This window comes from Novipirellula rosea (assembly GCF_039541335.1).
Lineage (GTDB): Bacteria > Planctomycetota > Planctomycetia > Pirellulales > Pirellulaceae > Novipirellula > Novipirellula rosea.
This window is the reverse complement of record NZ_BAABGA010000047.1, coordinates 1-25602: the sequence shown is the minus strand read 5'-3', so window position 1 is coordinate 25602 and position 25602 is coordinate 1. Positions and strand designations below refer to the sequence as shown.

Genomic DNA, 25602 nt, shown 5'->3' with positions numbered 1-25602 from the left:
ATGCTTAGACGCCGCACCAAACGCTTGCAACCCGCGTTCGGTGTCGGCTAAAATCGTCACTGGAATCAATCGAGAATCGATTGAAATCACCAAGACCCAAAGCGGTCACGTTCAACGCGCGATCTATCCGTCTGTAAAAAAGCCGGATAGATCGCAATTCGTTATCCGAACAACGCGTCGTCCAAATATGCCATCACACCTTAACGCGTGCTTGCTCGTACTTGTTTGTGGACCAATTGCGGTCAACGCGCAGCAGGCACCAAAGCATGACAAGATTGGCAAACAGGACCTGAAACGCATTCAAGGCACATGGCTTCAGTCGGAATTGATTCTAGATGGGGTTTCACAGCAATTGGATTCGCGTAAAAAATCGCCCCAGACGTTTTCAGGTGATCGGTGGGAATTTGGAAATGAAACTGATTTTGCGACGCTTGTCCTTCGCGGCTCCACGCGACCAAAGCAGGTTGATATTGCGGTCACCCTGCTTGTGAAGGCTAGTCGCGATGGCACCTTTCCCGTTTTCAAAGAGGGCATCTGGAACATTCGGCTCAAGGGCATCTACAAACTTGAAAATGGAAAGTTGACGCTCGCGCTTGTCGACGAGAATACCGAGCGTCCCAAGAAGTTTGAGTCTCCAACCGGGAAGTCTGTCACGCTGATTCAGTTTCAGAGGGTCGACATTCCTGGTGACGACGGATAACAAAACGGTGCACGTGCGGACTGGCAAGGTCTGATTGACGAGCGGGTGGGAATCCCGCCTGGGTAAGTGCTAGCCACACGCCCAGTATCGAGTGTTGCAGGCTGCGTATAGACATCATTAGCTGAAGTCGCAGTTTGAAGCGTACACAGAGAGGTAGTGAGGATGAATGGATCGCAGGTGGCCCTGCGACCGTGAACGGGATTAGCTCCGAAATTTTGTAACTGTTGGACCCTGCCCAAGGTTTGTGCATGCCTTAAGGCAACACTTCGCACCGCGATATTGGCAAGCTGTGTGAAGAGACCCGGAGTCGGCGCCCCATTCGCGCTATACAACACGTCAGCCAGGCAACCAGTGAGGCCCTGAAGTTCTTGGTTCGATTATGACTTGCAATCACAACGAACCGAGTATGCCCGAGAAGTGGAATAAGCGACGAAGGCAAATGACTCTCAGGGATTCGGATGGCCGCATAGTACCGCAGCCGCCCAAAGTCCAATTGGGTAGCGAGAAGCCGGGTAATACCGGTGCAGGGAAGGCGGTCAGGATTTTACGCGACCAAGACGCCCCACCGCCCACACTCAGTGGTGAGTCTTCGGTGCTGGACCGCTTGGATCGCATCACCCACAGAGCGGAGACGCACCCCGAAGAGGTGTTTAATAACCTCTTCTCGCTGCTCAACTATGAGCTGCTATGGTACGCCTTTCGCCGATTGAAACGAGGCAAAACGCCAGGAGTCGATGGCGTCACGGTGGAAGACTACGAAGAGAATCTCGAAGGGAATCTTCGGGAACTGCTCAGTCGACTGCACCGGGGTAGCTATCGTCCGATGCCAAGCTTGCGTAAGAACATCCCCAAAGGGAATGGGAAGACGCGAGCGCTTGGTATCGCTTGCGTGGAGGATAAACTTGTCCAAAGCGCGCTCGTGATGATCTTGGAGCAAATCTACGAAGTCGACTTCTATGACTTTTCGTATGGTTATCGCCCTGGGAAATCGTGTCACGGGACACTAGTGAATCTTGGCGGAATCATTGCGACGCGGAAAGTGAACTGGGTTAGCGACGCCGACATCAAAGGCTTCTTTGATAACGTGTCTCACGAACGTCTTGTCGAGCTTTTGCGGAAACGCATCAGCGACCGCAAGATGCTTCGGCTGATCTGCCGTTTCCTGAAAGCGGGTGTGATGGTCGATGGCAAATTGCAGGCAACCGAAGACGGAGTTCCGCAAGGAGCAAGTCTCTCACCGTTGTTAGCTAACGTGTACTTGCACTACGTTAGACGAGTGGTTCGAACAAGAGGTGCGGCCGAGACTTCGCGGTGAAGCGTACTTGATACGCTTTGCCGACGATTTTATCTGCTGCTTCGAGTTGGAATCGGACGCGAGGAGATACCAAGCGGTTTTGCCTAAGCGACTTGACCGGTTCTCGTTATCCATCGCCGAGGAGAAAACAAAGTTGATTCGTTTTGGACGTTTCGCGCGTCGCGATAGCCAGCGGCGAGGTGAAGGGGCCCCAGCGACCTTCGACTTCCTCGGATTCACTCACTACTGCGGTCTTTCAAGAGCGGGCAAGTTCAAACTGAAGAGGAAAACGTCGGGGAAGAAGCTGCGTGTGAAGTTGAGAGAGATGCGGCTCTGGTTTCATCATCAGCTTTCCACTGCGGTTGGCGAAATGTGGCAAGTCTTGAACGCGAAACTTCGCGGGCACTATCAGTATTATGGGATCAATGATAATTGGCCGATGCTGATGGCGTACCGTAGCAAGGTTCGCCGGATGGCTAAACGTCACTTAAGTCGTCGCAGTCAAAAGAGCTATGTGAACTGGACCGATTTCAATCGATTCACGGATCTTCATCCTTTGGCGAATCCGAAATGTTTGACGGACCTGATCGCGATGAACCGGCAGGAGTTGTGTGGCGGTGAGAAGTGAAATCTGGGAGCCGGATGCGGTAGCCCCGCACGTCCGGATCTGAGAGGGGCCGAGGGTCAATGAGGCAGGGTTAAAATCTTGTGACACCACCAGGGAAACCGGTGGCCAACAGGGAACACAAAGCTTAACCTAAACCGAAGAGACCTCGGTCTACTCGCCCCGAGCCCTCAAGTGGGTCTTGGGCAATGGTTGGTCATTCGTTCGGGCCGGGTGACCGTCAACGTTCGTCCGACTGAGCGAATGCCAGTTCGTGTTCCATTCAGCGCGCCTCACATCTCATGGCATTGGGCCCACCGTTCAATGAAGCCGTATGCAACACTAAGCCCGACATTTGGAGCCCTTGGTGTTCGGTGACACCCCGCCGACAATCACCTTCGGCCCGGACGACTTGGTTGGCGAAGATTTGGAAACCACCTTTTATCGATTGACATCAATCGAATCATCATGGGCCGGCGGCGTGCACACCGTCCGCCATCACGCTGCCCCCTTCACCAAAAACGATTTCGAATTGGTCGTTGGAGCGGCGTGAGCCAGCAATCATTTTGATGATTCTCTGACGAACAAGGTTGATGCTAGCATGCCTGGGTTTCAAGCCGCGGGAATTCCCCCTCGTCAGAGTCATGCCGTAGGTGAGAATAAGCTTGACGCTGGCCCGGCGGTGGGGGAGAATGACGCGACGGACAGCCCGCTCCGAAGAGGGGGCACGACGTGAGAATAAGTCGAACAAGCCGTGAGAACACCCCAAAACGACTTATTCTCACCCTGTCCTCCCGTAGAAACATAAGTTCTCCCGTTGAATCATGTTTGATCTTCTTGTTGAAACTGAACCGATGGCTGCGTCTGGCTACGAACAGGCGACGATCGATGCTGCGATTCAACGCAACACCATGGTCGAACGCTTCCTTGCTTCGCCACTCGGTCAGCATCTTCGCTCGGTCGAAGGAGCGGACATTGCCGAGGCAAGTGGTGGCCGGTTGCTTGGGACACCAGCCATCAAAGAAGAAATCGACGAACTCGATCCGTGCGCCTTGTTGTTTCCTCATGGCTACCTCCCAATTTGGACTTCGATTGGTGGCAACGCGATTGTTTACGGAGTCAACGAAGCGGCGTTTTTTTGGGCCGACCATACATCTTGGATTCGGGACGATTCAGTCATGTTGCCAGGTACGAATCACGAGCTGCCGTTCACCGACGAAAACATCCCGAAGGGATTGCTTCAACTGTCCACCGATACGCCAGACGAGTTTCTTGCCGATCTTCGCAACGGCGTCTACACTGACCGGTTGAACGAACTCGATTAAAGCAAGGGGGGAACCAAGTGGTGCACCGGAGCGACCGCGCCGTCTTTACTGAGTTCACGTTTCTTGGTGGTCGCCCGGTGACCACTGCCGTTCGTCGACACCTCAAACACGAGATTTGACATGACCCATCGAATCGCGGCTCTCGTTGTGCTCACTGTATTTTGCTCTTACGTGACGGCGGACGATTGCCTGCCTGAGTCGGCAGGTAACGAATCCCGCCAGCTGCCAGCCAATGTTTCGGCCAACGAAGACCCTGCAGTTGTCTACCACGGAAAACGCGAAATTCGTATCGAAAGTGAGGGTGCAAAACCAACTGTGGCGTTAAGCGATCGACGCGGTGGCGCTGAAAAGTTCAATTACTACGGTAAACGTGAAATTCGCGTCGAAGCTATCGGCGCGAGAGCAACTGGTGCGAGAAGGACGAACAAAGTCACTGCTAAGGAGCGCCCCTTCGTCTACTATGGTACTCGCGACATTAGTACTCCTGGTGAGTAATTTTCAAGTCTGCGCTGCGACGAACCATGGGATTCAACGGAGCGGCGGAGGCGAGTTTCTTGGTGAGATCAATGTCGATTTCCGCCGCCCGCTGATCCCAAACGTTAGACCCAGAAAACTATGCAAACCACACACCTCCTCATCTTTGGCCAATTTCTCGTCTTCACGCCGCTATTAATTTCCGGATGTTCGAAGATGAGCGCGGAGGAGGCGAAAATTCGCCAAGATTTCTCGTCAATCCCATCCGATATGCCAGTCGAAATCCTTGGCGAAATTGAATTCGTTTCCGGATCCCCAAGGGTTATTGAACTCAAGGACGGGCAGTCCTTATCAATCATGGCTACTACGCAACTAGACGATACTATTCAGATTTCTCTCGAATACGAATCTACAAAGCAGTCAGTTGGCAGCCTGGTAACGGAATCCTATTCAGAACAACGCCAATTTCTCCTTAGGCCGGGAATGCGTTGTGCTCCAAAATTGGGTGATGATTTGGCGATTGTATTCCGGCCAAGGATCATCGAATCCGATGCCGATACTCTCCCCTGACCGATTGGTCTAACCATCGCGTGCACGCGGAGGCCCGTAGGTTCGGTTTTACGAATGGATACTCAACACACGGGCCCCGGTGACGCGGGACGTTCTGTCGCTCGGAATGATGGTCGGACGGGGTGAGCCGCAATTGCTGTTTGGGCACTGGCTGACTCACTGTATCATGCTGCAATGTCATTTTTGTCGAATCACTTGACCAACAAGGAGATTTCCTGATGCGTCGCTACACCATCGCGTCTTGTTTTGCGTTTGTTTTCGCCACAGTTCTCTTCGCGATAGCGGATGACGCCCCATCGCCGAGCACGGAGAAGAGTTTTCGATTCGTTCTTCAGCCGAATGAATCAAAGGACCGCCTCACCGCCGTGCCAGCGTCTGAGAATGATGAACCGCCAAAAAATGGCACGATCGTGACCTGCGCCAGTCTGCGATTCGAGAAAAATGCAATCGTATTCATTGATGCTACGTTGGAATCCGCGGGCGAGCGTATCACCGCGACGGAGGCGACGGTCCAACTCGACAAGGTTTCCGGCCTCGATGTGTCATGGAACCTCTCTGAAGACTTTAAATTAACATTTAAGACCGCTGAAGCGAAACAACATTTTCTGAAGGAACAAAAACGTTGAGAACCTAAAAGGTGTCAGAACTCTTTTTAGGTAGCGTGAAGCCGGTGTCCGCCTCTTTTAGAATACCGACGACGCTCGTTGATTGACTTTGCTTGAATCATCAAGGGCTGGCGGGGGATGCCGTTAAGCATCACGCGGCATCCCCGATCACAAGCGAATTCTCACTTGCCGCCAGCCCTAGGTTGTCCGTGACACCCGCGATCAAGCAAGTGGACATATCTTGTCCTCGGGGTAAAAAAGCAGAGCTGTCTCGGCAAATGCTGATCTGGTGCTGATCCGCGTCGCTCTGCGTGCATCGATTTTGCGATACCGAGTGTCGCCGTAAACGAATTGTTCGCCAATTCGGAGGCTTCCGAACTCGTCTTTCTTTTCAGCGCTGATAGAGTTTCTTATTTTCTCGATCAAGTTGTCCTTTGGTAATGCAACTTGCGTGGTGGACCGGGCGACCTCCGAGTCGTCGCTGTCCTCCATTAGGCTCCAGCGGTTCTTCGATGCATGATGCGTTAGCCATGAAATCAGACATCGTTCGTAGGCGTGGGTGCCGAAGAAGATGGCAAACACGCTATACGATCCGCTGTGTTGTGTAATCTTGGTATGACCATTTGATGCTGCGACAATGGTGGCGACGACCTCTTCAAGCTGCAGTCGAAGGTCTGGATCACATTCGTGTCCGATTTTCGGTCGAAGCACCAACCGATGAAGGTTCAAATCATGGAAAGGACGCTTTCGAGCCTGGCAAGCTTGCTGGCTCAAGACACAACGTAGTTTCTCTGTGTCTTCGGATCTTACATTGCGGACCAATCGTTTTGCCATTTCCCGATCGTCCGCGGTTGGATGGATCGGGAAACCATAATGACCGATCGGCCGCCCCCAATTTGAGTCGTTTTGCAACACGTTTCTTCGCCCCAGAACCATTTGCGTTTGACTGCGTCCAACCGAATCTCACCTTTTGGGTGACAACCGGATGCGTCTGTGCATGACGCAGCTAAAAAGCCTAGGTTGGGGAGAAAAACCAAGGTCGTTATCCAAATCGATTTCTTGCGATATGTTCCGAGTTCCGAAAAATTAATTGCTACAATCGGTACTGCCGGCACTCAAGCAGGCGATTGTCAGATTATTAGCCGAGCGTCTGATTGCGACTGTTTTCCGACTCCTCGGGGCAAAACAATTGGTGCCAAACAATGTCGAATTTTCAGCTAGAAGAGGAACTCGAGGAAGGTGCAGTCGTCATTTCGAAACTATAAAAGATGTCAAACCATAAAGTGTGTCAGGACTCTTTTTAAGTCGCGTGAAGCTGGTATCCGCCGCTTTTAAAATACCGACGCCGCTCGATTGATAGACTTTGCTTAAATCATCAAGGGCTAGCGGGGGATGCCGTTAAGCATCACGCGGCATCCCCATCACAAGCGATTTCCATGCTTGCCGTCGGCCCACCGTTGTTATTAGCAATCGCGATCAAGCAAACGGGAAAATTTCGTCCTCGGGGTAGAACAGTAGGTGGTTTTCGGCAAACCCCGAACTGTTGCTGACGCGAATCGCTCTGCGATCATCGACCTTGCGATACCGTGTATCGGCGTAGATGAATTGTTCGCCAATCGTTAGGTTGCCAAACGCGTCTCGCTTTTTTACATCGATCGTCTCAAACGCCTCTTCAGTTACGTTGGGATTTGATGCGTCACCTCCGGTGGTGATTGTAGTGTCGCCTGAATCTCCACCGTTCTCCATCAGGCTCCAATGGTTCTTAGAGGCATGATGTGCTAGCCATGAAATTATGCAGCGTTCCAAGGCATCCGTCCGAAAGAAGATGCAAAAAACGCTGTAGGCCCCGCCGTGTTGCGAAATCTTCGTGTGGCCAATCGAAGCCGCGACAATCGTAGCGATGATTTCCTCGAGCCGGTGCTCGATGTCGGGATCGCAATCGTGTCCTATCATCGGTCGAAGCACCAACCGGTGAATGTGCATCGCGCGAAACGGACTTTTCCGAGTGTGACTCGCTTGCATCTTCAAGGCACAACACAGCTCGTCCGCGTCCTCGGGTTTTACACCGTGAATCATGCGTTTCGCAAGTTCTCGATCGTTCTCCGTTGGTTCGATCGTAAAACCGAATTGGCTGGTTGACGGCCCCCGTTTCGGATCGTCATTCAACATGTCTCTTGATCCTCAGACCGTTTGCTTTTCTTGAGTGCAACTGATTCTCACCACAATCGGAGGAGACATTGTTGTTGGGTTTGCCATTGGAACGTTTGTAATCGGATGAATCATTGCGGGCCGGTGGAGGGCGGGCCGTTAAGCATCACGCGGCCGCCTTCCACCCTTTAGAGCAACTTCTCGCTCGCCACCGGACCACAATCGTTCTGGCTGCAATGGATCAGACATTTACGACGTATTTTGTCCTCGGGATAAAAGTTGTACGTTCCATTGCTGTCGCCTGTTTCAGTACAAACCAACACCGCTCGACGATCATCCACTTTGCGGTACCGTTTGTCGTTAAACTCAAACTCTTCGCCATTGCGGACGTTTATAAACTCGTCAACCATCGCTGTTCCTGTCGCTCGTAACATGTGAACTTACGCCCGCTCGCAGGTTCAAATGCTGTGCCATCGTTGAATCAAATCGCATCCGCAACGTCTTCCAGCAAGCTCCAATTGTTTTTCGAAGCGTGATGCGCGAGCCAAGCAATCATACAACGTTGATATGATTCACTTCGGGATAAAACGAACAAGACGGAATACTCGTCACCCTTTTTGGCAACTCCAACATGACCCGTGGTGGCTTTAACGATTGTAGCGAGGGTTTGCTCCAATCTTTCGTGAATGTCAGGATCGGACTCATGACCTGCCATCGGCCTTAGACGTAGTCGATTAACTCGTGGGGTTGATGCGATAAGTTTGCTTATCCTTGGCACACGCCGTGTCAACGATTGTTGAATCCGGTCTTCCGTTTCGGAATCTGCTGATGCAATCAGCTTCCTAGCGATTGCCAGATCATACGGGCTCGCAATAACCGGAAATCCATACTCACTGTCCCCGTTCATCTGCCTTTCCCTGCCGTCGTAACTTAGTGCCTTCGAGGTACCTCAATAGCACTATACGAACCATTCAAGGGGGCAGCATCTTTGCCGTTGGGGGTGTGAGGCAAAAAGCCAAAAAACCTTTGTGGCATCCATGCGTCGGGTCGACAGCAAGCTGAGAAAAGGAGCCCCCACAAACGCCAGAGAACAGTGGCAAGAAAATAAAGATTGAACTGTGTCGATTGTTAAGCGCCACTAACCGTTACACCGATGACGATGATGGCAATAACCAACGCGACCACACAGAACAACAAGCCCCAGAGTAATGCGTTTCGTAAACGGGATCGACCGGGTAATTTTTGTTTGGATTCGGGTGGATCTGCCATCGGAATGCTCTTTGATCGACCAATCGTCCCCCAGCCACTTTGACTTGGCGTTCTTAAGGGACGACTCGACACTGGGATGCAAACGGCGGGCCGTCAGCCGATAGTCAGCGGTTCGAAATCCTGCACTAAGCTCCAATGATTGTTCATGGCTTTGTGCGCCAGCCATGTGATCGCACTTTGACACAAAGCCGGACTGTCGGATATGACAGCGTAAACGGTCCAGTCCTGTTCTCTTTTTGCCATCCTTGCCCGACCCTGAGTGCACTCGATTACTGCAGAGATCGTCGCCTCTAGACCTTGTTTCAGTTCAAAATCATGTTCGGAATCGATTAGGGGGCGCAGCGACAATCGTACAACGTTCCCCGAGACAAGTTGGCCATCCGCCAACTCCAATCTTCTTATTCGTAGTAATTCAACAAAGCGGCTTTCGTCTACATTAGACGCCTGTTTGATTATGCTTCTCGCTTTTGCCAAATAATTTACTCTCGACTGAATCTGATCGTCATTGCCATCTGGCTGCATTTTGCGTCCGTGTGTTGAAAGTTCGGAACGGTACAGAACACCATAGGGCTGCGGAAAGTGGGGCATTGAGTAGACCGTCGGCAAACATTCGTTCACCTTGTCATTAGGTCGACCCCGGGGACGGTTTCAATTAATTGCATGTGCTTGACTGTCGCGATACACTGCCAAGATCGTTATAGGAATGTCAAAGAGTTGTTTCTTACGAGAGCGATGATTGCTACCGACGACGAACGTAGATTCATTTCGCTTTGGCGTTGCAAATGTGAATCGGCTTTTGCGATTGCATCGAGATGTTCCGCTCGTTGTGGTGGAGAGTTTTCCGAGATCATTCTCAGTCGCACTGCCGAGTTTTGTGAACTGGACCCTCCTTTGACTTCGCACCAGTTGGATGTGCGTCAGTCCGAGTTTCTGACTCTGTCTCACTTCATCGAGAGCATTGCGTGTGCCGCTAACGCTGCACTACGGCGTCCGCACCTCGCTTCGCAGATCATCGAAGCAACGCGAAGGTTTAACAGTGCCGCTGTGCTCAGTTGTGACTCACTAAACGTTTGTGTCGATTTCACACAAACCATTGCTGACCTATGCGTTCCCAATCGTAAAGTGACGTCGGAATCTGGTTAAGCTTCGACCTTGTGCAGCGAGGGTAGCCGGTCGACTATACTTCTGGGAAAGTGGTCTACGTCAAAACGGCATTTGACATCGGTCGCGAAATGGACACCTTTCGGGCCTCGTCTCGATTCCTTTGTGCTCGCATACTGTACTCCCACATGTCATGTACGATTTTCACAAGTCTTTGATAGCGAGCCATTGGGCTACTCAATGTGCGATTGCCCGAGAGGAAGAGTCTAGAGCGGCACGATGGTGTGACGGCGACTATATCGACTTCATTCATCGTCGTACTTCAGAGTTCTGTGACCAAACGACCCCTGGTTCGGATGCAGAACTTGGCAAGCGACTCATTCAGTCGGTTGAATTGACCTGCTTCGTCGTTGCGATCCAGGACGCATCACACGCCGCGTCACGTCATCCGCGAATCGCCCCCAGAATATTCGCGGCTGTAAAAGAGTTTGCCGACAATACGACGTTGGACAGCAACCATTCGCTCAAATCGCTTCAACTGCGTGAAATCATCTCGAAGCTGATCCGCTTCGAACGTGGATCAGTCATTGACGCGGATTGATCCCGATGTGGATGCCCCTTTGTTTTCAAAAATGTGGATGAGGTTGCTTTGGCTTCGTCTGCTTGCGTCAGAGAGATTTGAGTTTGCGGAGAATTGAAAACAGAAGTTCGACGGTATCCGGCAAGGTTGAGTACGGATCAAAACAAACGCAAGGCGAATTGGATTCGTTTGTCCATAAGATTGGTGATCGAGAAGTTTGAACGATGATGTATCCCGGAGGTGTTCAATTATCCACCCTACAAGCACTTGGGATGGAGCACGACCTCGGCCCCGACTTTGCGGGGGCGATGATTGAAAGTATTTGGAAGACGCAGTGCCGATCGATCAACGCACTCGCGGCAGAATTAGCCCGGAAGTGCAGATCGGAATTTGGATTGCTGATTTTGATGCGTGCGGCTGAGTTCACAAAGCAGCAATCGCCAAATTCGGTGTCGGCAGCGGCCAAGCGATACAACCAATCGGTAATTCTGGGCGACGTTTTCGGTTGTATCGTCGATGCGAGTCTGACAGCATCGCGGTATCCACAGCAGCAATCTCGAATCTTGGCGGCAGCCAAGGCATTCGCTGAATCCATACCGCTCGATCAAGACCCGACGCTTGCAGCGTCGGAGTTGCAAAAGACCATCGACGAAATTTGCGCGGACGTCGCCTGCGGTTCAAGCGATCGCTAGCGGAGCTTGAACCGCAGGCGAGAGAAATGAAGGAGCCTTTCGCCGACTTGTTCAGTGCAACCAAGACAAGCTACTCGCACCGATGTTCCGCTTGCTGGGTTACCTCAAGACACCGAGGAGGTTGTGCAAGGGACATTAGTTCCAGTGTTCTTGCAGATCGCCAGCTTTAATCAGGTGTGTAAGTTCTCAACTTAGATGGGCCGTATCGCATTTGACTTAGCAATCTCGCTGAGTTGTAAGCACTGAGTGAAAAAAATCACTCGACGTGGATCTGGAAAACTACCGTGTTGAGAAGGGACACCGCACACCAAAGTAAATCTTGGATGCACAGGCCGAGTAACTTCGCATGTTTGCTGATCAAGTCACTGCCGGCAACTTCTTTTAAGCTGAGTGTCACATACGAACCGTCGACGAGTGGAACATCCGGCACTAGCGATTGGATAGGCACTGGCTCGACAACCTCGCCGGTTACGCTATGGGTGATTTGTTGTCCAGAACCAACGTAGTTTCTACAACACACAGGCGACGAGAGAACGTACGAAAGTTGCAGCATCAATAAAACTTTGAGAACGCTTCTAGAAAGAAATTGCAGCGTATTCGATAAGTGGAACTATTGCTGAATGTTTATTTTGCCCGCTTGTCGTCATACGATCTAAAAAAGCATATCCATTGGTTTTGGACAGATTCCCGCGACGTTTTTCCATGAAAACTACTTTCTGGCCCAATTTGCTTTACACGGTTAACCGTAGGCGTTAAGTTTTTTGTCAGGCGGGGCACCATAGGGCAGTAGCAGTGCTCCTCGGCGTTCACTTTGAAAAGCGACCACGGAGAGTATTGAATGTCTTCCAAAAGCGTGTTGCGGTTTTTCGGCCGAAAGCAAACGCATCGTCGTGCGAACCAACGTCAACAACGACGTTTCGTACCGCGATTTGAGCATGTTGAATCGCGACGTTTACTGGCAGCCTATGTGGTCGACCTCGCTGGCAGTGGCGATTTTTCCACGATCCAAGACGCTATCGATGTTGCGACCGCCAATGGCGGCCAGGACGATGTCATCCAGATCAAGCCTGGTACCTATGTAGAGAATCTATTGATTCCTGCACAGGACGGGCGACTCGAAATCCAGGGGCTCCCCGGTACAGGACCCGCGGGCGAAGAAGCCGTCTACATCGATGGCAGTTCGGGAGTTGAAGGGCTAAGCACAATTGCAACTCAGCCGCATCTCAATGGTTACATCGCTTTGAGAGACTTGCAGGTTACCGGTGGCTACCACGGCATCGAGCAAATGGGGACTGTAGCCCCCGTTGAAAACACCTTGGTCGTTGAACGAGTCCATTCATATGGTAATGACGTAGGCGGCTTAGCTTCGAGTTACTCAGGCGACTTGATCGTCAACAACAGCAGGTTCGATAACAACGGCGACCACGGAATCTACAACTACCAAATTGCGTCGGTATCAATAAATAATGTTTGGTCGCACTGGAACGGGGGAGACGGAATTTATTCCGAGCTCGTCAATGATGTGTCAATTAGCAATAGCAACTTTAATGATAACAACAGTGAGGGACTGTATTCGTCCGAAGTCGATCGACTTTTCGTAACAGCATCAGTGTTTCGCAACAACATCGACAACGGAATCGATTTGCGTCACGTATCGGACGTCTCGATTTACGGCGCGCAAGTCACCAATAACGGTACACGTTCAAATGGCGGATTGGTTGCCGGAATCTTCTCGTATTACTCCGACGTCGTTTCCATCACTCACTCAGTGCTCTCAGGAAACACAGCTACAGGTGCAGGAATATTTAACACCTCCCAGGCTGTTCAGATTTCGGGCGTGAGTGCTCGCAACAACAACCGAGCCGGTATTCGGATAGGCAACGCTCAACTTGAAAACGCTGGAACCAATCAGATGGTCGCCACCATCGAAGATTCGCGATTCCAGTGGAACTTATACCGCGGGTTGTCTATTGAATCGGTTTCGGATGCAACGGTGTCCAATTCAATCATCGCGGATAATGGCTCGGCATCCAACAGTGAGGCGATCCCTGGCGGTGGCATTCGATTCCTCGGTGACGGTGACTTGACGGTCCTGACATCGCAGATCACCGACAACTTTGCCATTGGCGCTGGTGGCGGCATCTATGTGCAAGGTTCACAAGGGGAATTGGCGGAGCCGGGCAACGGGCATGTGAACATCCACCAGACGGATATCAGCGGCAACACTGCAACGACACTTGGGGGTGGCTTAAGCATCGCCACGGCGAGTCTATTGCTCGATCAATCAACCATCGCTGGTAATACGGGTGGCACGGCGGTCATCGGTTCCGGAGGCGGCGGAATCTGGCTTTCATCTACCGAGACTGACATCGTCAACACAACCATCTCGGGCAATACGACCCAGGGAGAAGGCGGCGGAATATCATCGCTTAGTGGTCATCTACCACTCCGAATCGTCAACAGCACGATTACCGGTAATGAGGTCGGCCGAACACCGACAGGCGCACCGCAAAGCGGTGCAGGTATGTATATTTGGTCAGGAACGACGCTAGTTCTTAACACCATTTTTGAAGGCAATACTGCTCCGGGGGCGTCACTGCAGACGCGGTCTCCATCGGATGTTGATGATCCGAATGACAGCGTGTTTAGCTTAGGTAACAATTTGGTATCTGATTCGGGGGCGGCTGCTATCTTTACTGGACCAGGTGACGTCGTGGGGATCAGTGCATTGCTTGGCCCGCTGCAAGAGAATGGTGGCGCCACACGAACCCACGCTTTACTGCCGGGCAGCCCGGCTGTTGACGCTGCCGCGCCCAATGCTCAAAATTCAGCGCCAAACTTGGCGGTACCAACGCACGACCAACGCGGATTCATTCGCCCTGGCTTTTGGGGTAAAGATATTGGTGCCTATGAGAATCAAGGGCCTCTTGCAAATCCCGACTTCACATCCACCGATGAAGACGTTTCGGTTTTGATTGACATCCTCGCCAACGATATTGATCCAGACGGCGATTCGCTGGAAATCGAACGGATTGTTAATATCATTGGCGGCAGTGTCGCCGAGAATCCGGATGCAACCATTACGTTCACTCCTGATCCAAATTTCACAGGCGAAGCAAGGTTCTCGTATATCGCTCAAGACACGTTTGGGCGTCAGTCAAGAACATCGGTGCTGATTGAAGTCAATGCCGTCAATGATGCTCCGTCGGTATCGGATCAATCGTTTACCGTTGACGAGAACGCTGAAGCGGGAACAGCGATTGGTACCGTAACGGCAAGCGATGTCGAAGGGGACGATCTTAGTTTTACCATCACGTCGGGAAACGAGTCCGGCGCGTTCGCAATTGATGGATCCGGCAACATTACTGTCGCGGACTCATCGCCATTAGACTTTGAGACGACGCCTGAGTTTACGCTACAAGTTGCAGTTTCTGATGGCAACCTGACCTCAACTGCAATAGTCACGGTATCACTTAACGATCTGGTGGAAGTGGTCGCCGCCAGCATCGACATTCAACCCGGAGACGACAACAATGCAGTCTCGCTCAAACGTGGCATAGTCGAAGTGGCCATCTTCACGACCGACGGTTTGGATGCCACGCAGATCGATATCGACTCGCTGCGTTTTGGAGCAACGGGAAACGAAGATTCTCTACGTCGCCACAAGAAGCACTTGACGCCTCAGATTCGTTACGAAGACATCAATGGAGATGGTCAACTTGACCTGATCGCTTCGTTTGATGTCACTCAAACCGGACTCACTGCGGATCACACCGAAGCGACGTTAAACGGGAGTACACTGGGGGGAGAATCTTTTGCCGCATCACAGACGATTACGATCTCCCAAAACGGTAGAAAACAAGGCGGGGGCAGCGGAAAAGGGAAGAACAAATAGCGCGCGGTACAAAAATGTTGCACCACCGAAATTGCGTGATTTCCGGTGGGATCGCCGGTTTCCAACTCTGGAAAAAGAAAGCCACCGGGTTAATTTGGGAGTCTGTCGTACTTGCCACAATGCGCTTCGTCGCGGTAAATCGCTTTGTCTAAACGGATGTCATGACGCCTAGGCACAGGGCAGGTTTCGATCAACGCAGCAATTTACGCATGCGCGACCCGATCTTTTCGAGTGAATCGGTCACGCCGAGGTGTGGTAGGACTTCAAGTGTCCGCCGAGTTCTTCTTTATCGCGCAGGCGGCAGATGACTTCTCGCAGTATGGTCGCGGCAATGATTGTACCAATCTTGTGATACGCGAAGTATGTGGTCCAAGTGCTGCTCGTTGATCACGCAAAAAGCATTTAGAATTTCATGTTTGAGCGTCTGAATCACCCGCGCAACAATCGCTTGGAGTTTGGGTGATCGGGCGGGCGTCTTCATGATTCTGCTGCTAGTTAAATGGAGCTTTCGTCAAGCGACTCGACGTACTTTGAATCCTGGTCCCGCCGTAGAAGTTCACTGGGAAGCCCCTCATCCTACGAAGGCATTTGGAAATTGCGACTTTGCTGCGTCGTCCAGTCTCCAGGTAAATTCTCGGTCCACGACGAGATCCATATCTGACACGTACCGATATTGCTCAGTACCAAAAATTAAACTGCGACGAGACCCCACGTTGACTCTGCGATTACTTTCCAATTACGAGCTTTTCGATTTTGCCTTCCAGTTTCAATCGAGTGAAAGAGGCTTTTCGGATCGAGTCAACGTCAGAGTGAGACCATTCTCAGGGCGCTCACCCAAAATTAGATATGGGATTTGAGATCTAGATAATTCTCTCGACTCTCGCCTTCATTCTGTATCGTTCCGCAGCCGCCGCAGTACCTGCGTGACGCGTGCGCGGGTAACACCTAGATACCGAGAGAGAGCCGCCCTGCTTTCGACCACTTTGTTATCCAAGAGAGACTGGTAAAATCGAGCTCGAACCATCGGATCGTGTTTAGCTTTGGCTCGCTTCTGGGGTTTTAGGACCGCGTTTGGATCGCCCCAGGGGATCAAATGGACGTTGCGAGACTTTCTGTAAGTCGTTAGCAGGCAAAGACCTAGCTCGGTAAAAGTGAGCTGCGCTGAGTGGTCGAATTGGGGACCAAACCCACCACTTGTCGCACCCAAAGTCGCCTGTCATGCTTGCATCTCAAATTGCCTGCAGTGCATCGGCTCGGCTGGTGGTCCGATAGGCTCGACTATGTCGTGAAGAACCGTCGGTTCGATTGAATCTGACGGCCGACAGTCTCCGCTTTTTGAACGCTGAAATCTTAGATACCAAACGGCACCATGATTCATAAGCGTTGGGACCGAATTGAGCGACCAAAGAATTGCTTTCGCTCGAAACCCCACCCGCGGCCTCAACGCTGTTTGATGGAAATAGCGACACTATTTGCCTGCGCGCCTTCGCCCAGCAGCATTCTTGAATTCCGACCATCGCAAGCATCCGTGGACCGGGCCAACCGACTGCTGGAATTGAACCGACAAACCTCGCTCGATGAGGCATCGCGGGCCGAGCTGATGTACGAAGCAGCACTATTGGTGAAACTGCATCCTCGAAAAGGCATGAACCGTATAACAGGTGCCGCTCATAACAAAGCCATTGATTCTGTATTCGATTTCTCACTTCTTCGTAAAATGCATCCTATCGTTAGTCAAACGCTAAGCTGACATATGCATGATTTGGAGGATGTAATTGGATATGCATTCGCTTACTTTATCGCTCGTGGCAAGCAGTCCAACTGAAATAGTGAACTTGCCGTAGGTGCGGGCAAGCTGTTTGGAATTCGCCCGAGTTTTTTATGATCAGACGTTCGCAGGATCAAAAAAACGTATGCGGCTACACAAATCGCAATTTGCTTCAAAATCTTTTCAACGACTTCCTCGCGAGAACGTTCTTGCTCGACAGCGACATCTCGGCTGCGAGCTCGAACTTCTCTCTGCGTTTTCGGTGTCAATGTTAAACTCAAATTGTGCAGTTTTCTGATGATACACTTTTGACGCTTAGCAACCAATTAGAGACCAAGTTATCAATCCAATCTCTTGTAAAGCAATGTTAAATGGTTATGATCCGCTTGGCATAGCTTCCCTCCAGCTGTGCGATTCTGAGTGACGAAATGGACATTCGTCACCCAGTTTTTCATTCAGACCAGAGCGTTACGCAAGACGTTTTTGAAGATTGTTTAAGAACTGAGTCGGCGTTCAGCCTTCACTCCGTTTCGGCCGTCTTTCTTTGCACAATATAGAAGTTTATCAGCACGGTGAAACCAACTCACTGGAGTATCGTTTTCACGTAATATTGCGACTCCGATCGATGCAGTCACCCGCTGTAACGTTTGATCGCTTTCCTTATGCTTGAATCGGCTCGCTGAGAGTGATTGACAGATATCTTTCAACTGAGGCAACCAATATCGTTCGGTATCCGAATTCGTTGAGGCAATGCGCTAATTGTCGCTAAAGCGGAGAACTAACTGTCGCCGAACATAAGTTCTAGTTGAGCAATTTTCGTCGCCAGACTTGTTGCAATCATGTTTCTATGAAAACGCCTTTCATCAACTAATTGCATGACCAGTGCTGTCCGCGGATTCCTTAACCAGTACAACTTTTCTTTTTTTTCTAAATGTCTTAAAAACGAACCTATGATTGAAAACTAGAAAAGAAAGGAGCCCGCTGATGTTTTCGTTTTTAAAACGCAAAGAGGAATGTCGTGCAGAGGCGACGTTACGACGCATTTTGGACCTTACCACGCCGAGAGTTATTTTTGACGTGGAAGATGGTCGATGTCACAATCGTTACAGTCGAACTTTGCCTGTGCTTGTCACACCTCGTTGCGGCAGTTCATTTCTGATCGACCAATCTATCATCGGCCTAACTCGCGATGTTTCAGATAACGGGATGTCAGTTTTACTGTCGCGATCCCTAGATCTCATTCCTGTGGCCGTCAGTATCTGGCTTGCTTCGCAAAAATTCGTCGATCCGCATCCGGTGACCTTACTGGGACTCGCTGTGCATTCGATTGAGATTGGAGGCGGATATTGTAACGTGGGAATTCGCCTCACTGATCGGCTAGAAGACAACGCATTGGCAGAACAGCTCTTGCCTTTAGTTGAGAAGCTGCTCCCCCCAGAGGCACAAATGGAACGAGCTACGACTTGAATGAAGCTGGCATTTCCCCGCCGAGGTGATCAGATTCGGTGTTACGCAAGCTCGGTGGCGCCGCCGCGAGACCAGTGATGAACCGCAAGCGCGACCAGACCTAAAAAAGCGAGTCGGATTACCAAGCTTGCCACAAACAAAATATGCCGTCTATCTATCTTCAATACGGTATCGGGGAACTAGGAACACATGTGACCGATTACGGACACATGTCTTTCATAGGAATTTAAGAATTTCCGTACCGCATTAATGCAGGTATCGACCAAGGCAAAATGTGCCCATTTCCTGAAATATCCTAGGGAAACTTTTCCCAGATAACCGCGGCCGCGTAATCGCTACTGGCAACGCAACCGTTACGTCTTTCAACAGGGTTGAGTGTGGATACCGAATAGACCGATGACAGCATCGGGGCATGAGGAGGTATTGTGTGAGCGACTAGGGTGCCTCAGAGCTTTTATTCCCATTGTCTAACACAACTCATTGAGCAAACTGGCCTAATCTCATGCCTCGCGAATTTGATTTCTATCCGCTAGAAGAACGCATCCTTCTCAGTGGCGAAGGTCTTGATGTGAGTGAGAGCCTCAGCGAGGTCAATCTCGATTTGGTCGCTACGCTACTTCAACAATTCAATGACGCGGATGGAACAGTTGTCGATCCGATGACACTCAATGCACCGCAGGCGAGTGAGAATGATAACACCAGCGGAACGGAGTCGACTCACACGATTGTCGATGCACCCGGCTTCGATCCTGCCAGTCCGATCGAAGTGGTGTTTGTTGATTCGCGTGTGGAAGATGCTGACACCCTACTCGCGGATCTCCGGGATAGTGCGGAAGACCAAACACAATGGTTGATCATCCAGCTCGACTCGGACCGTGATGGCATCGAGCAGATCAGCGAAACGATGGCGTCACTTACCGGCGTTGACGCGATCCATTTGCTCAGCCATGGCGACGGCGAGAGCATACAGTTAGGATCGACGCGGCTTGACGCCCAAACGAGCCAAACTTATGTGAGCGGTATTGCACGCTGGGGTCTATCTCTCGATGCCGACGCCGACATTTTGATTTATGGCTGTGATCTAGCGAGTACTGAGTCGGGGCGTGAACTGATCCAGCAGATTGCGGCAGTGTGCGACTGCGATGTCGCCGCTAGTGATGATGCGACAGGGCACACCGAACTGGGGGGTGACTGGGTTTTGGAATATTCGGTCGGTGACGTGACCACCGAAGTGTTTGTAGGCATACGTGCACAGGAGTATTGGCATGGTTTGCTTGACCTGAATGCCTCGGGAGGCGAAACCCTAGTCAATCAAGTCACCATTAACACTCAGGCTACCACTCCCAACGGTGGCGGCAACGTTGCCATGGATGACAGTGGCAACTACGTGGTGGCTTGGCAAGACGGACGTAGTGGCAACAACGACGTATGGGCAGCCGTCTACCACGCCGATGGAAGCGTAAAAGTTTCTGAATTCAAAGTTCATTCGAACCAGTCATCGAATCAGGAATGGGCGAACGTTGGAATGGCCGACAACGGGAACTTCGCGGTCACTTGGAGCGATAACCGCTCAGGTACCTACGAAACGTATATGCGTTTGTACAACTCGGCTGGGACGGCAATCACAGGTGAAACTCTCGTTAGCACATTATCGGGTGCTCAGGACTACAGTGCGATTGACTTTGCATCGGACGGTTCGTTCGTCGTCACGTTTGACAACGCATCGAACTCCGACATTTATTTTCAGCGTTTCAATTCAAGTGGTGTGGCCCAAGGCTCCAACACCAAAGCCAACACTTACACGAGTAGCACGCAAGTTTCTCCCGAGATTGCCGTCGCCGACAATGGCAGCTTTGTAATCGTTTGGGAGAGCAATGGACAAGATGGATCAGGATATGGAGTTTATGGCCAGCGATTCAATGCCAATGGAACTACGAGCGGAAGTGAATTTCGAGCTAACACGACGATTTCGGGAAATCAATGGTTGCCTTCCGTTGCTGCTGCGAGTGATGGCAGCTTTGTCGTGAGCTGGGAAAGCAGCAACCAAGACGGCAGTGGATACGGTATCTACGCTCAACGATTCGACGCTACAGCAACGAAGTTAGGTGGTGAGATCTTAGTCAATACATTTACGTCGGGCGATCAAACTAGTTCCCATATCGACCTCAACAGCGACGGCGATTTTATTGTTACTTGGCGTAGTAGCAGTCAAGACGGTTCCGGCTATGGAGTCTATGTCCAACATTTTGATTCCGATGGTATCCGGATGGGCGGTGAAACCCTAGTCAACTCGACCACCTCCGGCAACCAAACGGATCCATCAGTCGCCTACTCCGGAAGCAAGGCTGTCGTTGTCTGGAGCGGTCAGGGGACCGGCGACACGACCGGAATCTTTTCACAGCGACTGGACACATTCAATACCGCGACCGGCACGAACTCTGCACCAACGGTCGTCGATAGCAGTGTCAACGCAACCGAGGATATCCCCTTTGTTTTCAGTGCTTCGGATTTTGGCTACTCGGACTTGGACGGCGATCCGCTGAGCAAGATCCAAGTGGTCGATCTGCCTACTTTGGGTCAATTGAAGCTCAACGGTACGTTGGTCACACTCAACCAGGAGATCAGCCGAGCCGATATCGATTCAGGACTATTGACCTTCACCACTGCTCAAAACGCCAATGGTGTTGGCTACGACAACTTTCAATACCGCGTTCATGACGGAACCGAGTACAGCGATTACGCAACGATCACGCCACAACTAACAGGCACCTTTGATGCTAATGCCGACGGTTTTGTTTATACTGATATCGTCAATGGCGGTTTTGCAGACGGTACTTACAATGGGACTGGAGGATCCAGTGGCGGTGGGTTGCGGATTGATCTAGGATCGGCCATTACCAGTGGAACGACTTCTGGCGGCTGGTCGAATACTTTCACGCTTACCGAAACGACCGAGATCACAATATCGACCGATTACCGTTTGCGGATGAGCAGCGAGTATGAATTGAACGAGTACGGCGAACTGCTTTTGCAAGTCAACGGCACGCCCTACGGCACCGATACGAACACGTCTCTGATACATCAAGTCGGTGATGGAAACGGTGGTGCTGTCTTTGACAGTGGTTGGCAATCTTACCAAACGACGATCATGCTTGGTCCGGGCACACACACGCTGTCGCTGGTTGCAACTAACAACGACAGTACCACCACCGATGAATGGGTCGAGGGCTACTTTGATAATGTAAGCGTCACTTCCGGCCAGCATGCAGTCATGACTGTGACCGTGGATCCCGTCAATGATGCACCGGTGATTACCGGCGGACCGGATACGCTTGGTCTGACGGAAACCGATGCCGGTCTGACGGGAAGCGGCTCGTTCACGGTCAGTGACGTTGACACGACTGACAACGTCACAGCAGCCGTTGATTCGGTTACCGTTGGCGGCACAGGATCGGGCAGCGTGCCCGTCGGCTTGGACAATAGCACACTGAAAAGTTTTCTGTCCGTCACGCCCACCGCCATTCTCGATGGAACCGAGAACAGCGCCACCCTCGCCTGGAACTTTAACAGCGGTAGTGAAGCGTTCAACTTCCTGGCTACCGGGCAAACTTTGATCCTGACCTATACCGTCAGTGCCACCGATGATGACGGCACGCCGCTCAGTGATACTGAGACGGTTACCGTGACGATCACAGGAACAAACGATGCGCCGGTGATCGATTCCAACGGCGGCGGACCCACCGCGGCGATTAGCGTCGATGAAAACACGACGGCAGTCACAACCGTCACGTCGACTGACATCGATAGTACAGCAGCGACCTATACCATCAGCGGTGTGGATGCAGGCTTGTTCTCGATCGGTGGAACGTCCGGAATTTTGACATTTACGGCCGCACGCGACTATGAAGCCCCGCTCGATTTCGACGGTGACAACGTTTACGAAGTCACAGTGCAAGTCAGTGACGGTGCTGGGGGTACTGACACCCAGGCGATTTCAGTCACGCTGCAGAACATCATTGATACTTCGTTCGATGGACCATCCACACTGATTTTTTCGGAAAGTGGTGGTACCACGCCCCAGGCGAGCGATTTTAATGGAACAGACTTCAGCATTGCGGTTGGGACAAGCAATATTGATGGGCCGTGGCGGGTCCTGGCCGGCTCAGAGTCGCCAGACCGTGACGAGAAAATCGTGGTCGGGGTCGATGCGGCAGGTAACCTCAGCGGCCAGATGTGGGATGGGAGCAGCTGGACCGCGTTTACGTTTAATGATTTCGCAACCGTCAGCGACTCGACCAAGCACGGATTTGCGGTCCAGTACGAATCATTATCCGGCGATGCCATCCTGGTCTGGAACAACGGCACGACGGGTACCTCCGGAGCGTCCTACAAGGTCTGGAACGGCATCACATGGTCGGCCACCAACACGATCACGACCCCCGTTTCCGGTGAGCCTTCGCAGTTGCAACTTGCGACCGCGCCCGATTCGGATGAGTTGGTGCTAGTCGGAAGCAACGCCAGCAACCAGGACTTTGCCATTGTTTGGGACGGTGACAATTGGGGGAACGCCCAGACACTCTCGACGATTGCGGGTGCGAGTAACACCGAAATCGCGGTTGTTTATGAGCAACAAAGCGGTGATGCGATGGTCGTCTACGGTGACAATACATCGAGCGCGCACTATCGTATTTGGAACGGCACTACATGGGGTGCTCAACAGGACCTGACGCCACCGGGCGGCGTCACGGGACAAGTCACTTGGTCCAGCGTCGCATCGGATCCCACCAGTGACCGGATTGCCTTCTCGGCTCATACGGCCAACAACGAGACTTGGCTGGCCGTCTGGAACGGCAGCAGTTGGGGCGACAAACTATTGGCCTCAACCTCTGAGAGCAACAATACGTTCCGTAGCGTCGCGGTCGCGTTCGAATCGCAGTCGGGCGACCTGCTGGCGGTCTATACGGAAAACGATAACCGATTCAGTTATCGCACCTGGGCCAACGGGAGCGGATGGTCAGCCGAAGCGTCGGGAGTGGACCTTGGAGACAAGGTTCGAACGATCACACTGACCAGCCGCCCTGAGACCAATCAGATCATGCTGACGGCACTCGACGCCGGTGGCGACATTAACAGCCCGCTTTGGGACGGACGATCCTGGAGCGAGCGGAATGAGGTCGAAAACAACTCCGGTGAAACAACCACTCAGCCATTCTTGTTTCTATGGGACGAGAATCTTGCCTACTTAACGGCCGCTGCCAACGACACGGCGTTCTGGTTCAGCACCGACGGGGATGTCAATTCTAAAGGTGCCGCAGGCCTCAACTCATGGACCAGCGGTGAAATTATTGCGTTGGGCGATCCTAACCTGAAGTTGGAACCGGTTGACGGAATCACGACTGCAACAGCCACATCGGTTTTCAATCTAGACAACTTTGGCGGCGACACCAAAATCGATGCTCTGCATTACGTCGGCGCCAATATCCAGGTAGGCAGTTCCAATTTTAATCTGCTTGCTGGCGATATCCTGTTTTCCACGCAGGACGCGGAGACGTTGGTCAGCACGAATACTCTGACAGTCGCTAATTCCGATATCATTGTCTTCCGCGCCGATTCGGTGGGCGATTATTCCTCGGGACGTTTCTACGTCTTGTTGGAGAATCCGACTGGTCAAGATCTGAATAGTATTTCACTGGTCGAAAAGAACACCGTGGTCGGCGACACCACGCTGCAGGCGGGTGACTTCCTGATGAGCACCGGCACGTCACTGTTGCTGTACGAAACGACCAACGTTGGGGCCGGTACGACCAGCGGCACGGTGAGGACGTTGCTGGACGGTTCGGACACCAACGTCAAGTTTAGCGAAAACATCAACGGAGTTGAACTGTACGAATCGGACACTGTCATTGGTGGACACACGATTCTTGCGGGTACGATCCTCGTTTCCATCGACAAAGACACCAACGTTGGCAGCAACAGTCTAAGTATCAAAAAGCACGATTTGGTTGCCCTTTCCGTCACGCAAACCACGCTGGTTGCTGGATCGGGAAATGGCGCTGTGACAGCCCAGTTGATCATGGATGGATCGGACATCGGTCTAACCGCGGGAGCTGAAAAGATCTCGGGTTTCACGGCAATCCCGAACAATCAGGCACCCACCGACATTGCGCCCAACAGCATGTCGGTCGATGAGAACACAGACACATCCAGCGGCTACAGCGTTGGTACCCTGACGGCAACCGACGTGGATGCCGGCGAAACGTTCGCCTATAGCATTGTCGGAGGAACCGATGCTGCCAAATTCTCGATTGGCGGCGGCAGCAACAACGAACTTGTCCTGACCGACGGCACGCTCGATTTCGAGTCGCAGTCGTCTTACAGCGTCACGGTACGGGTGACGGACTCCGCATCGAATGTCTACGAAGAAACGCTGACGGTTAGCGTCAATGACTTGAACGAAGCTCCGGTAATCACCGGCGGTCCGGATACGGCTGGACTTACCGAAACCGACAGCGGCTTGACGAGCAGCGGTACGTTAACGGTGACGGATCAGGATATTTCCGATTGGGTCACCGCAAACGTGGATTCGGTTGGGATCAGCGGCACAGGAAGCGGCAACGTGCCGCTGAGTTTGACGAATACGATATCGAAAGGCTTCTTGTCGGTCAGTCCGACTGCGATCCTTGATAATACAGAAACTACCAACACGTTAACCTGGAACTTTAACAGCGGTAGCGAAGCATTCAACTTTCTGGCTACTGGCGAAACCTTGGTCCTGACATACACGGTCAGCGCGACCGACGATGATGGCACACCGCTGAGTGATACCGAGACGGTCACGATCACGATCACGGGAACGAACGACCAGCCGACGATTACCGTGGTCGATGTCACTGGCGCCGTAACCGAAGACGCGACAGCGCCGAATCTAACTGACAGCGGTAGCGTTACCTTTGCGGAAGCCGACGAGACGGATCTGATCAACTCATCGGTTGCATTGAGCAGCACGACGACGACCGGACCTACGATTCCATCTGGGTTGGCGACGGCACTGGCATCCAGCGTCAGTCTCACTCAGACCGGAACCAATGACGGATCGATCGCCTGGGACTT

At 51.9% G+C, this 25602-nt stretch carries 20 protein-coding genes; 13 read left to right on the top strand and 7 right to left on the bottom strand.

All coding sequences use genetic code 11. The features are described from left to right. The first annotated feature begins 187 nt into the window (after positions 1-187). From ABD971_RS18785 to ABD971_RS18765, 5 genes are all read left to right on the top strand, one after another. Entirely contained in the window at positions 188-700 is a 513-nt protein-coding gene (locus ABD971_RS18785; protein ID WP_345324566.1) for a TIGR03067 domain-containing protein, read from the top strand. 439 nt (positions 701-1139) lie between these two features. Then, positions 1140-2015 carry a reverse transcriptase domain-containing protein gene (locus ABD971_RS18780; protein ID WP_345324564.1) on the top strand — a complete coding sequence of 292 codons (876 nt, stop codon included), beginning with the start codon at positions 1140-1142 and terminating at the stop codon, positions 2013-2015. Further along, complete coding sequence (locus ABD971_RS18775; RefSeq protein ID WP_345324562.1) at positions 1993-2622, top strand: RNA-dependent RNA polymerase family protein; 630 nt, start codon at positions 1993-1995, stop codon at positions 2620-2622. Before ABD971_RS18780 ends, ABD971_RS18775 begins: the two co-directional genes overlap by 23 nt. Before the next feature lie 343 nt (positions 2623-2965). Further along, complete coding sequence (locus tag ABD971_RS18770; protein WP_345324560.1) at positions 2966-3151, top strand: hypothetical protein; 186 nt, start codon at positions 2966-2968, stop codon at positions 3149-3151. Positions 3152-3452: 301 nt separating this feature from the next. Then, positions 3453-3923: a hypothetical protein gene (locus ABD971_RS18765; RefSeq protein WP_345324558.1), complete on the top strand. Its 471-nt coding sequence runs from the start codon at positions 3453-3455 to the stop codon at positions 3921-3923. Here ABD971_RS18765 and ABD971_RS18760 read toward each other — a convergent pair. Continuing rightward, positions 3920-4045, bottom strand: a complete 126-nt coding sequence (locus ABD971_RS18760) for a hypothetical protein (protein ID WP_345324556.1) — start codon at positions 4043-4045, stop codon at positions 3920-3922. The two genes, ABD971_RS18765 and ABD971_RS18760, sit on opposite strands and share 4 nt — an antisense overlap. Between ABD971_RS18760 and ABD971_RS18755 the strand changes: the two genes are divergently transcribed. From ABD971_RS18755 to ABD971_RS18745, 3 genes are all read left to right on the top strand, one after another. Beyond that, positions 4044-4418, top strand: coding sequence for a hypothetical protein (locus ABD971_RS18755; RefSeq protein WP_345324554.1), 375 nt, complete (start codon positions 4044-4046; stop codon positions 4416-4418). The genes ABD971_RS18760 and ABD971_RS18755 overlap by 2 nt on opposite strands. 120 nt (positions 4419-4538) lie before the next feature. Continuing rightward, positions 4539-4967: a hypothetical protein gene (locus ABD971_RS18750; RefSeq protein ID WP_345324552.1), complete on the top strand. Its 429-nt coding sequence runs from the start codon at positions 4539-4541 to the stop codon at positions 4965-4967. 218 nt (positions 4968-5185) lie between these two features. After that, positions 5186-5593 carry a hypothetical protein gene (locus ABD971_RS18745; RefSeq protein ID WP_345324550.1) on the top strand — a complete coding sequence of 136 codons (408 nt, stop codon included), beginning with the start codon at positions 5186-5188 and terminating at the stop codon, positions 5591-5593. Between the two features lie 201 nt (positions 5594-5794). Here ABD971_RS18745 and ABD971_RS18740 read toward each other — a convergent pair whose 3' ends face one another. The 4 genes from ABD971_RS18740 to ABD971_RS18725 form a co-directional block, all read right to left on the bottom strand. After that, positions 5795-6406: a hypothetical protein gene (locus tag ABD971_RS18740; protein ID WP_345324548.1), complete on the bottom strand. Its 612-nt coding sequence runs from the start codon at positions 6404-6406 to the stop codon at positions 5795-5797. Positions 6407-7048: 642 nt separating this feature from the next. Then, positions 7049-7741 carry a hypothetical protein gene (locus ABD971_RS18735; protein WP_345324546.1) on the bottom strand — a complete coding sequence of 231 codons (693 nt, stop codon included), beginning with the start codon at positions 7739-7741 and terminating at the stop codon, positions 7049-7051. Positions 7742-7908: 167 nt separating this feature from the next. Beyond that, entirely contained in the window at positions 7909-8130 is a 222-nt protein-coding gene (locus ABD971_RS18730; RefSeq protein ID WP_345324544.1) for a hypothetical protein, read from the bottom strand. Positions 8131-9082: 952 nt separating this feature from the next. Next, a complete protein-coding gene (locus ABD971_RS18725) occupies positions 9083-9607 on the bottom strand; it encodes a hypothetical protein (protein WP_345324542.1) in 525 nt (174 codons plus the stop codon). A 676-nt stretch (positions 9608-10283) separates the two neighbouring features. On the opposite strand from ABD971_RS18725, the gene ABD971_RS18720 reads away from it, so the two are divergent. The 3 genes from ABD971_RS18720 (at position 10284) to ABD971_RS18710 (ending at position 15257) form a co-directional block, all read left to right on the top strand. Then, positions 10284-10691, top strand: a complete 408-nt coding sequence (locus ABD971_RS18720; protein WP_345324540.1) for a hypothetical protein — start codon at positions 10284-10286, stop codon at positions 10689-10691. A gap of 203 nt (positions 10692-10894) precedes the next feature. Continuing rightward, on the top strand, positions 10895-11362 hold the full coding sequence (locus ABD971_RS18715; RefSeq protein WP_345324538.1) for a hypothetical protein: 468 nt from the start codon (positions 10895-10897) through the stop codon (positions 11360-11362). A gap of 838 nt (positions 11363-12200) precedes the next feature. After that, the gene (locus ABD971_RS18710) at positions 12201-15257 is read left to right on the top strand and encodes a right-handed parallel beta-helix repeat-containing protein (RefSeq protein WP_345324536.1); all 3057 of its coding nucleotides are present in this window, start codon (positions 12201-12203) and stop codon (positions 15255-15257) included. Positions 15258-15543: 286 nt separating this feature from the next. On the opposite strand, the gene ABD971_RS36095 is transcribed toward ABD971_RS18710, so the two are convergent. Both ABD971_RS36095 and ABD971_RS18705 read right to left on the bottom strand, forming a co-directional pair. Continuing rightward, positions 15544-15738, bottom strand: a complete 195-nt coding sequence (locus tag ABD971_RS36095; protein ID WP_425571335.1) for an integrase core domain-containing protein — start codon at positions 15736-15738, stop codon at positions 15544-15546. A gap of 1781 nt (positions 15739-17519) precedes the next feature. After that, positions 17520-17732: a diguanylate cyclase gene (locus tag ABD971_RS18705; RefSeq protein WP_345324614.1), complete on the bottom strand. Its 213-nt coding sequence runs from the start codon at positions 17730-17732 to the stop codon at positions 17520-17522. Between the two features lie 277 nt (positions 17733-18009). Here ABD971_RS18705 and ABD971_RS18700 point away from each other — a divergent pair, with 277 nt between their 5' ends. Beyond that, positions 18010-18492 carry a hypothetical protein gene (locus tag ABD971_RS18700; protein WP_345324534.1) on the top strand — a complete coding sequence of 161 codons (483 nt, stop codon included), beginning with the start codon at positions 18010-18012 and terminating at the stop codon, positions 18490-18492. A 502-nt stretch (positions 18493-18994) separates the two neighbouring features. After that, positions 18995-25602: DUF4347 domain-containing protein (locus ABD971_RS18695; RefSeq protein ID WP_345324532.1), on the top strand; the 6608-nt coding region annotated here is incomplete at its 3' end.

Bases quoted from the DNA above. Each gene is read 5' to 3' on its own strand.
- ABD971_RS18750 (WP_345324552.1), top strand. From the start codon at position 4,539: ATGCAAACCACACACCTCCTCATCTTTGGCCAATTTCTCGTCTTCACG.
- ABD971_RS18735 (WP_345324546.1), bottom strand. From the start codon at position 7,741: ATGTTGAATGACGATCCGAAACGGGGGCCGTCAACCAGCCAATTCGGT.
- ABD971_RS18740 (WP_345324548.1), bottom strand. From the start codon at position 6,406: ATGGCAAAACGATTGGTCCGCAATGTAAGATCCGAAGACACAGAGAAA.
- ABD971_RS18785 (WP_345324566.1), top strand. From the start codon at position 188: ATGCCATCACACCTTAACGCGTGCTTGCTCGTACTTGTTTGTGGACCA.
- ABD971_RS18710 (WP_345324536.1), top strand. From the start codon at position 12,201: ATGTCTTCCAAAAGCGTGTTGCGGTTTTTCGGCCGAAAGCAAACGCAT.
- ABD971_RS18700 (WP_345324534.1), top strand. From the start codon at position 18,010: ATGTTTTCGTTTTTAAAACGCAAAGAGGAATGTCGTGCAGAGGCGACG.
- ABD971_RS18780 (WP_345324564.1), top strand. From the start codon at position 1,140: ATGACTCTCAGGGATTCGGATGGCCGCATAGTACCGCAGCCGCCCAAA.
- ABD971_RS18755 (WP_345324554.1), top strand. From the start codon at position 4,044: ATGACCCATCGAATCGCGGCTCTCGTTGTGCTCACTGTATTTTGCTCT.
- ABD971_RS36095 (WP_425571335.1), bottom strand. From the start codon at position 15,738: ATGAAGACGCCCGCCCGATCACCCAAACTCCAAGCGATTGTTGCGCGG.
- ABD971_RS18765 (WP_345324558.1), top strand. From the start codon at position 3,453: ATGGCTGCGTCTGGCTACGAACAGGCGACGATCGATGCTGCGATTCAA.
- ABD971_RS18745 (WP_345324550.1), top strand. From the start codon at position 5,186: ATGCGTCGCTACACCATCGCGTCTTGTTTTGCGTTTGTTTTCGCCACA.
- ABD971_RS18720 (WP_345324540.1), top strand. From the start codon at position 10,284: ATGTACGATTTTCACAAGTCTTTGATAGCGAGCCATTGGGCTACTCAA.
- ABD971_RS18760 (WP_345324556.1), bottom strand. From the start codon at position 4,045: ATGTCAAATCTCGTGTTTGAGGTGTCGACGAACGGCAGTGGTCACCGG.
- ABD971_RS18715 (WP_345324538.1), top strand. From the start codon at position 10,895: ATGATGTATCCCGGAGGTGTTCAATTATCCACCCTACAAGCACTTGGG.
- ABD971_RS18730 (WP_345324544.1), bottom strand. From the start codon at position 8,130: ATGGTTGACGAGTTTATAAACGTCCGCAATGGCGAAGAGTTTGAGTTT.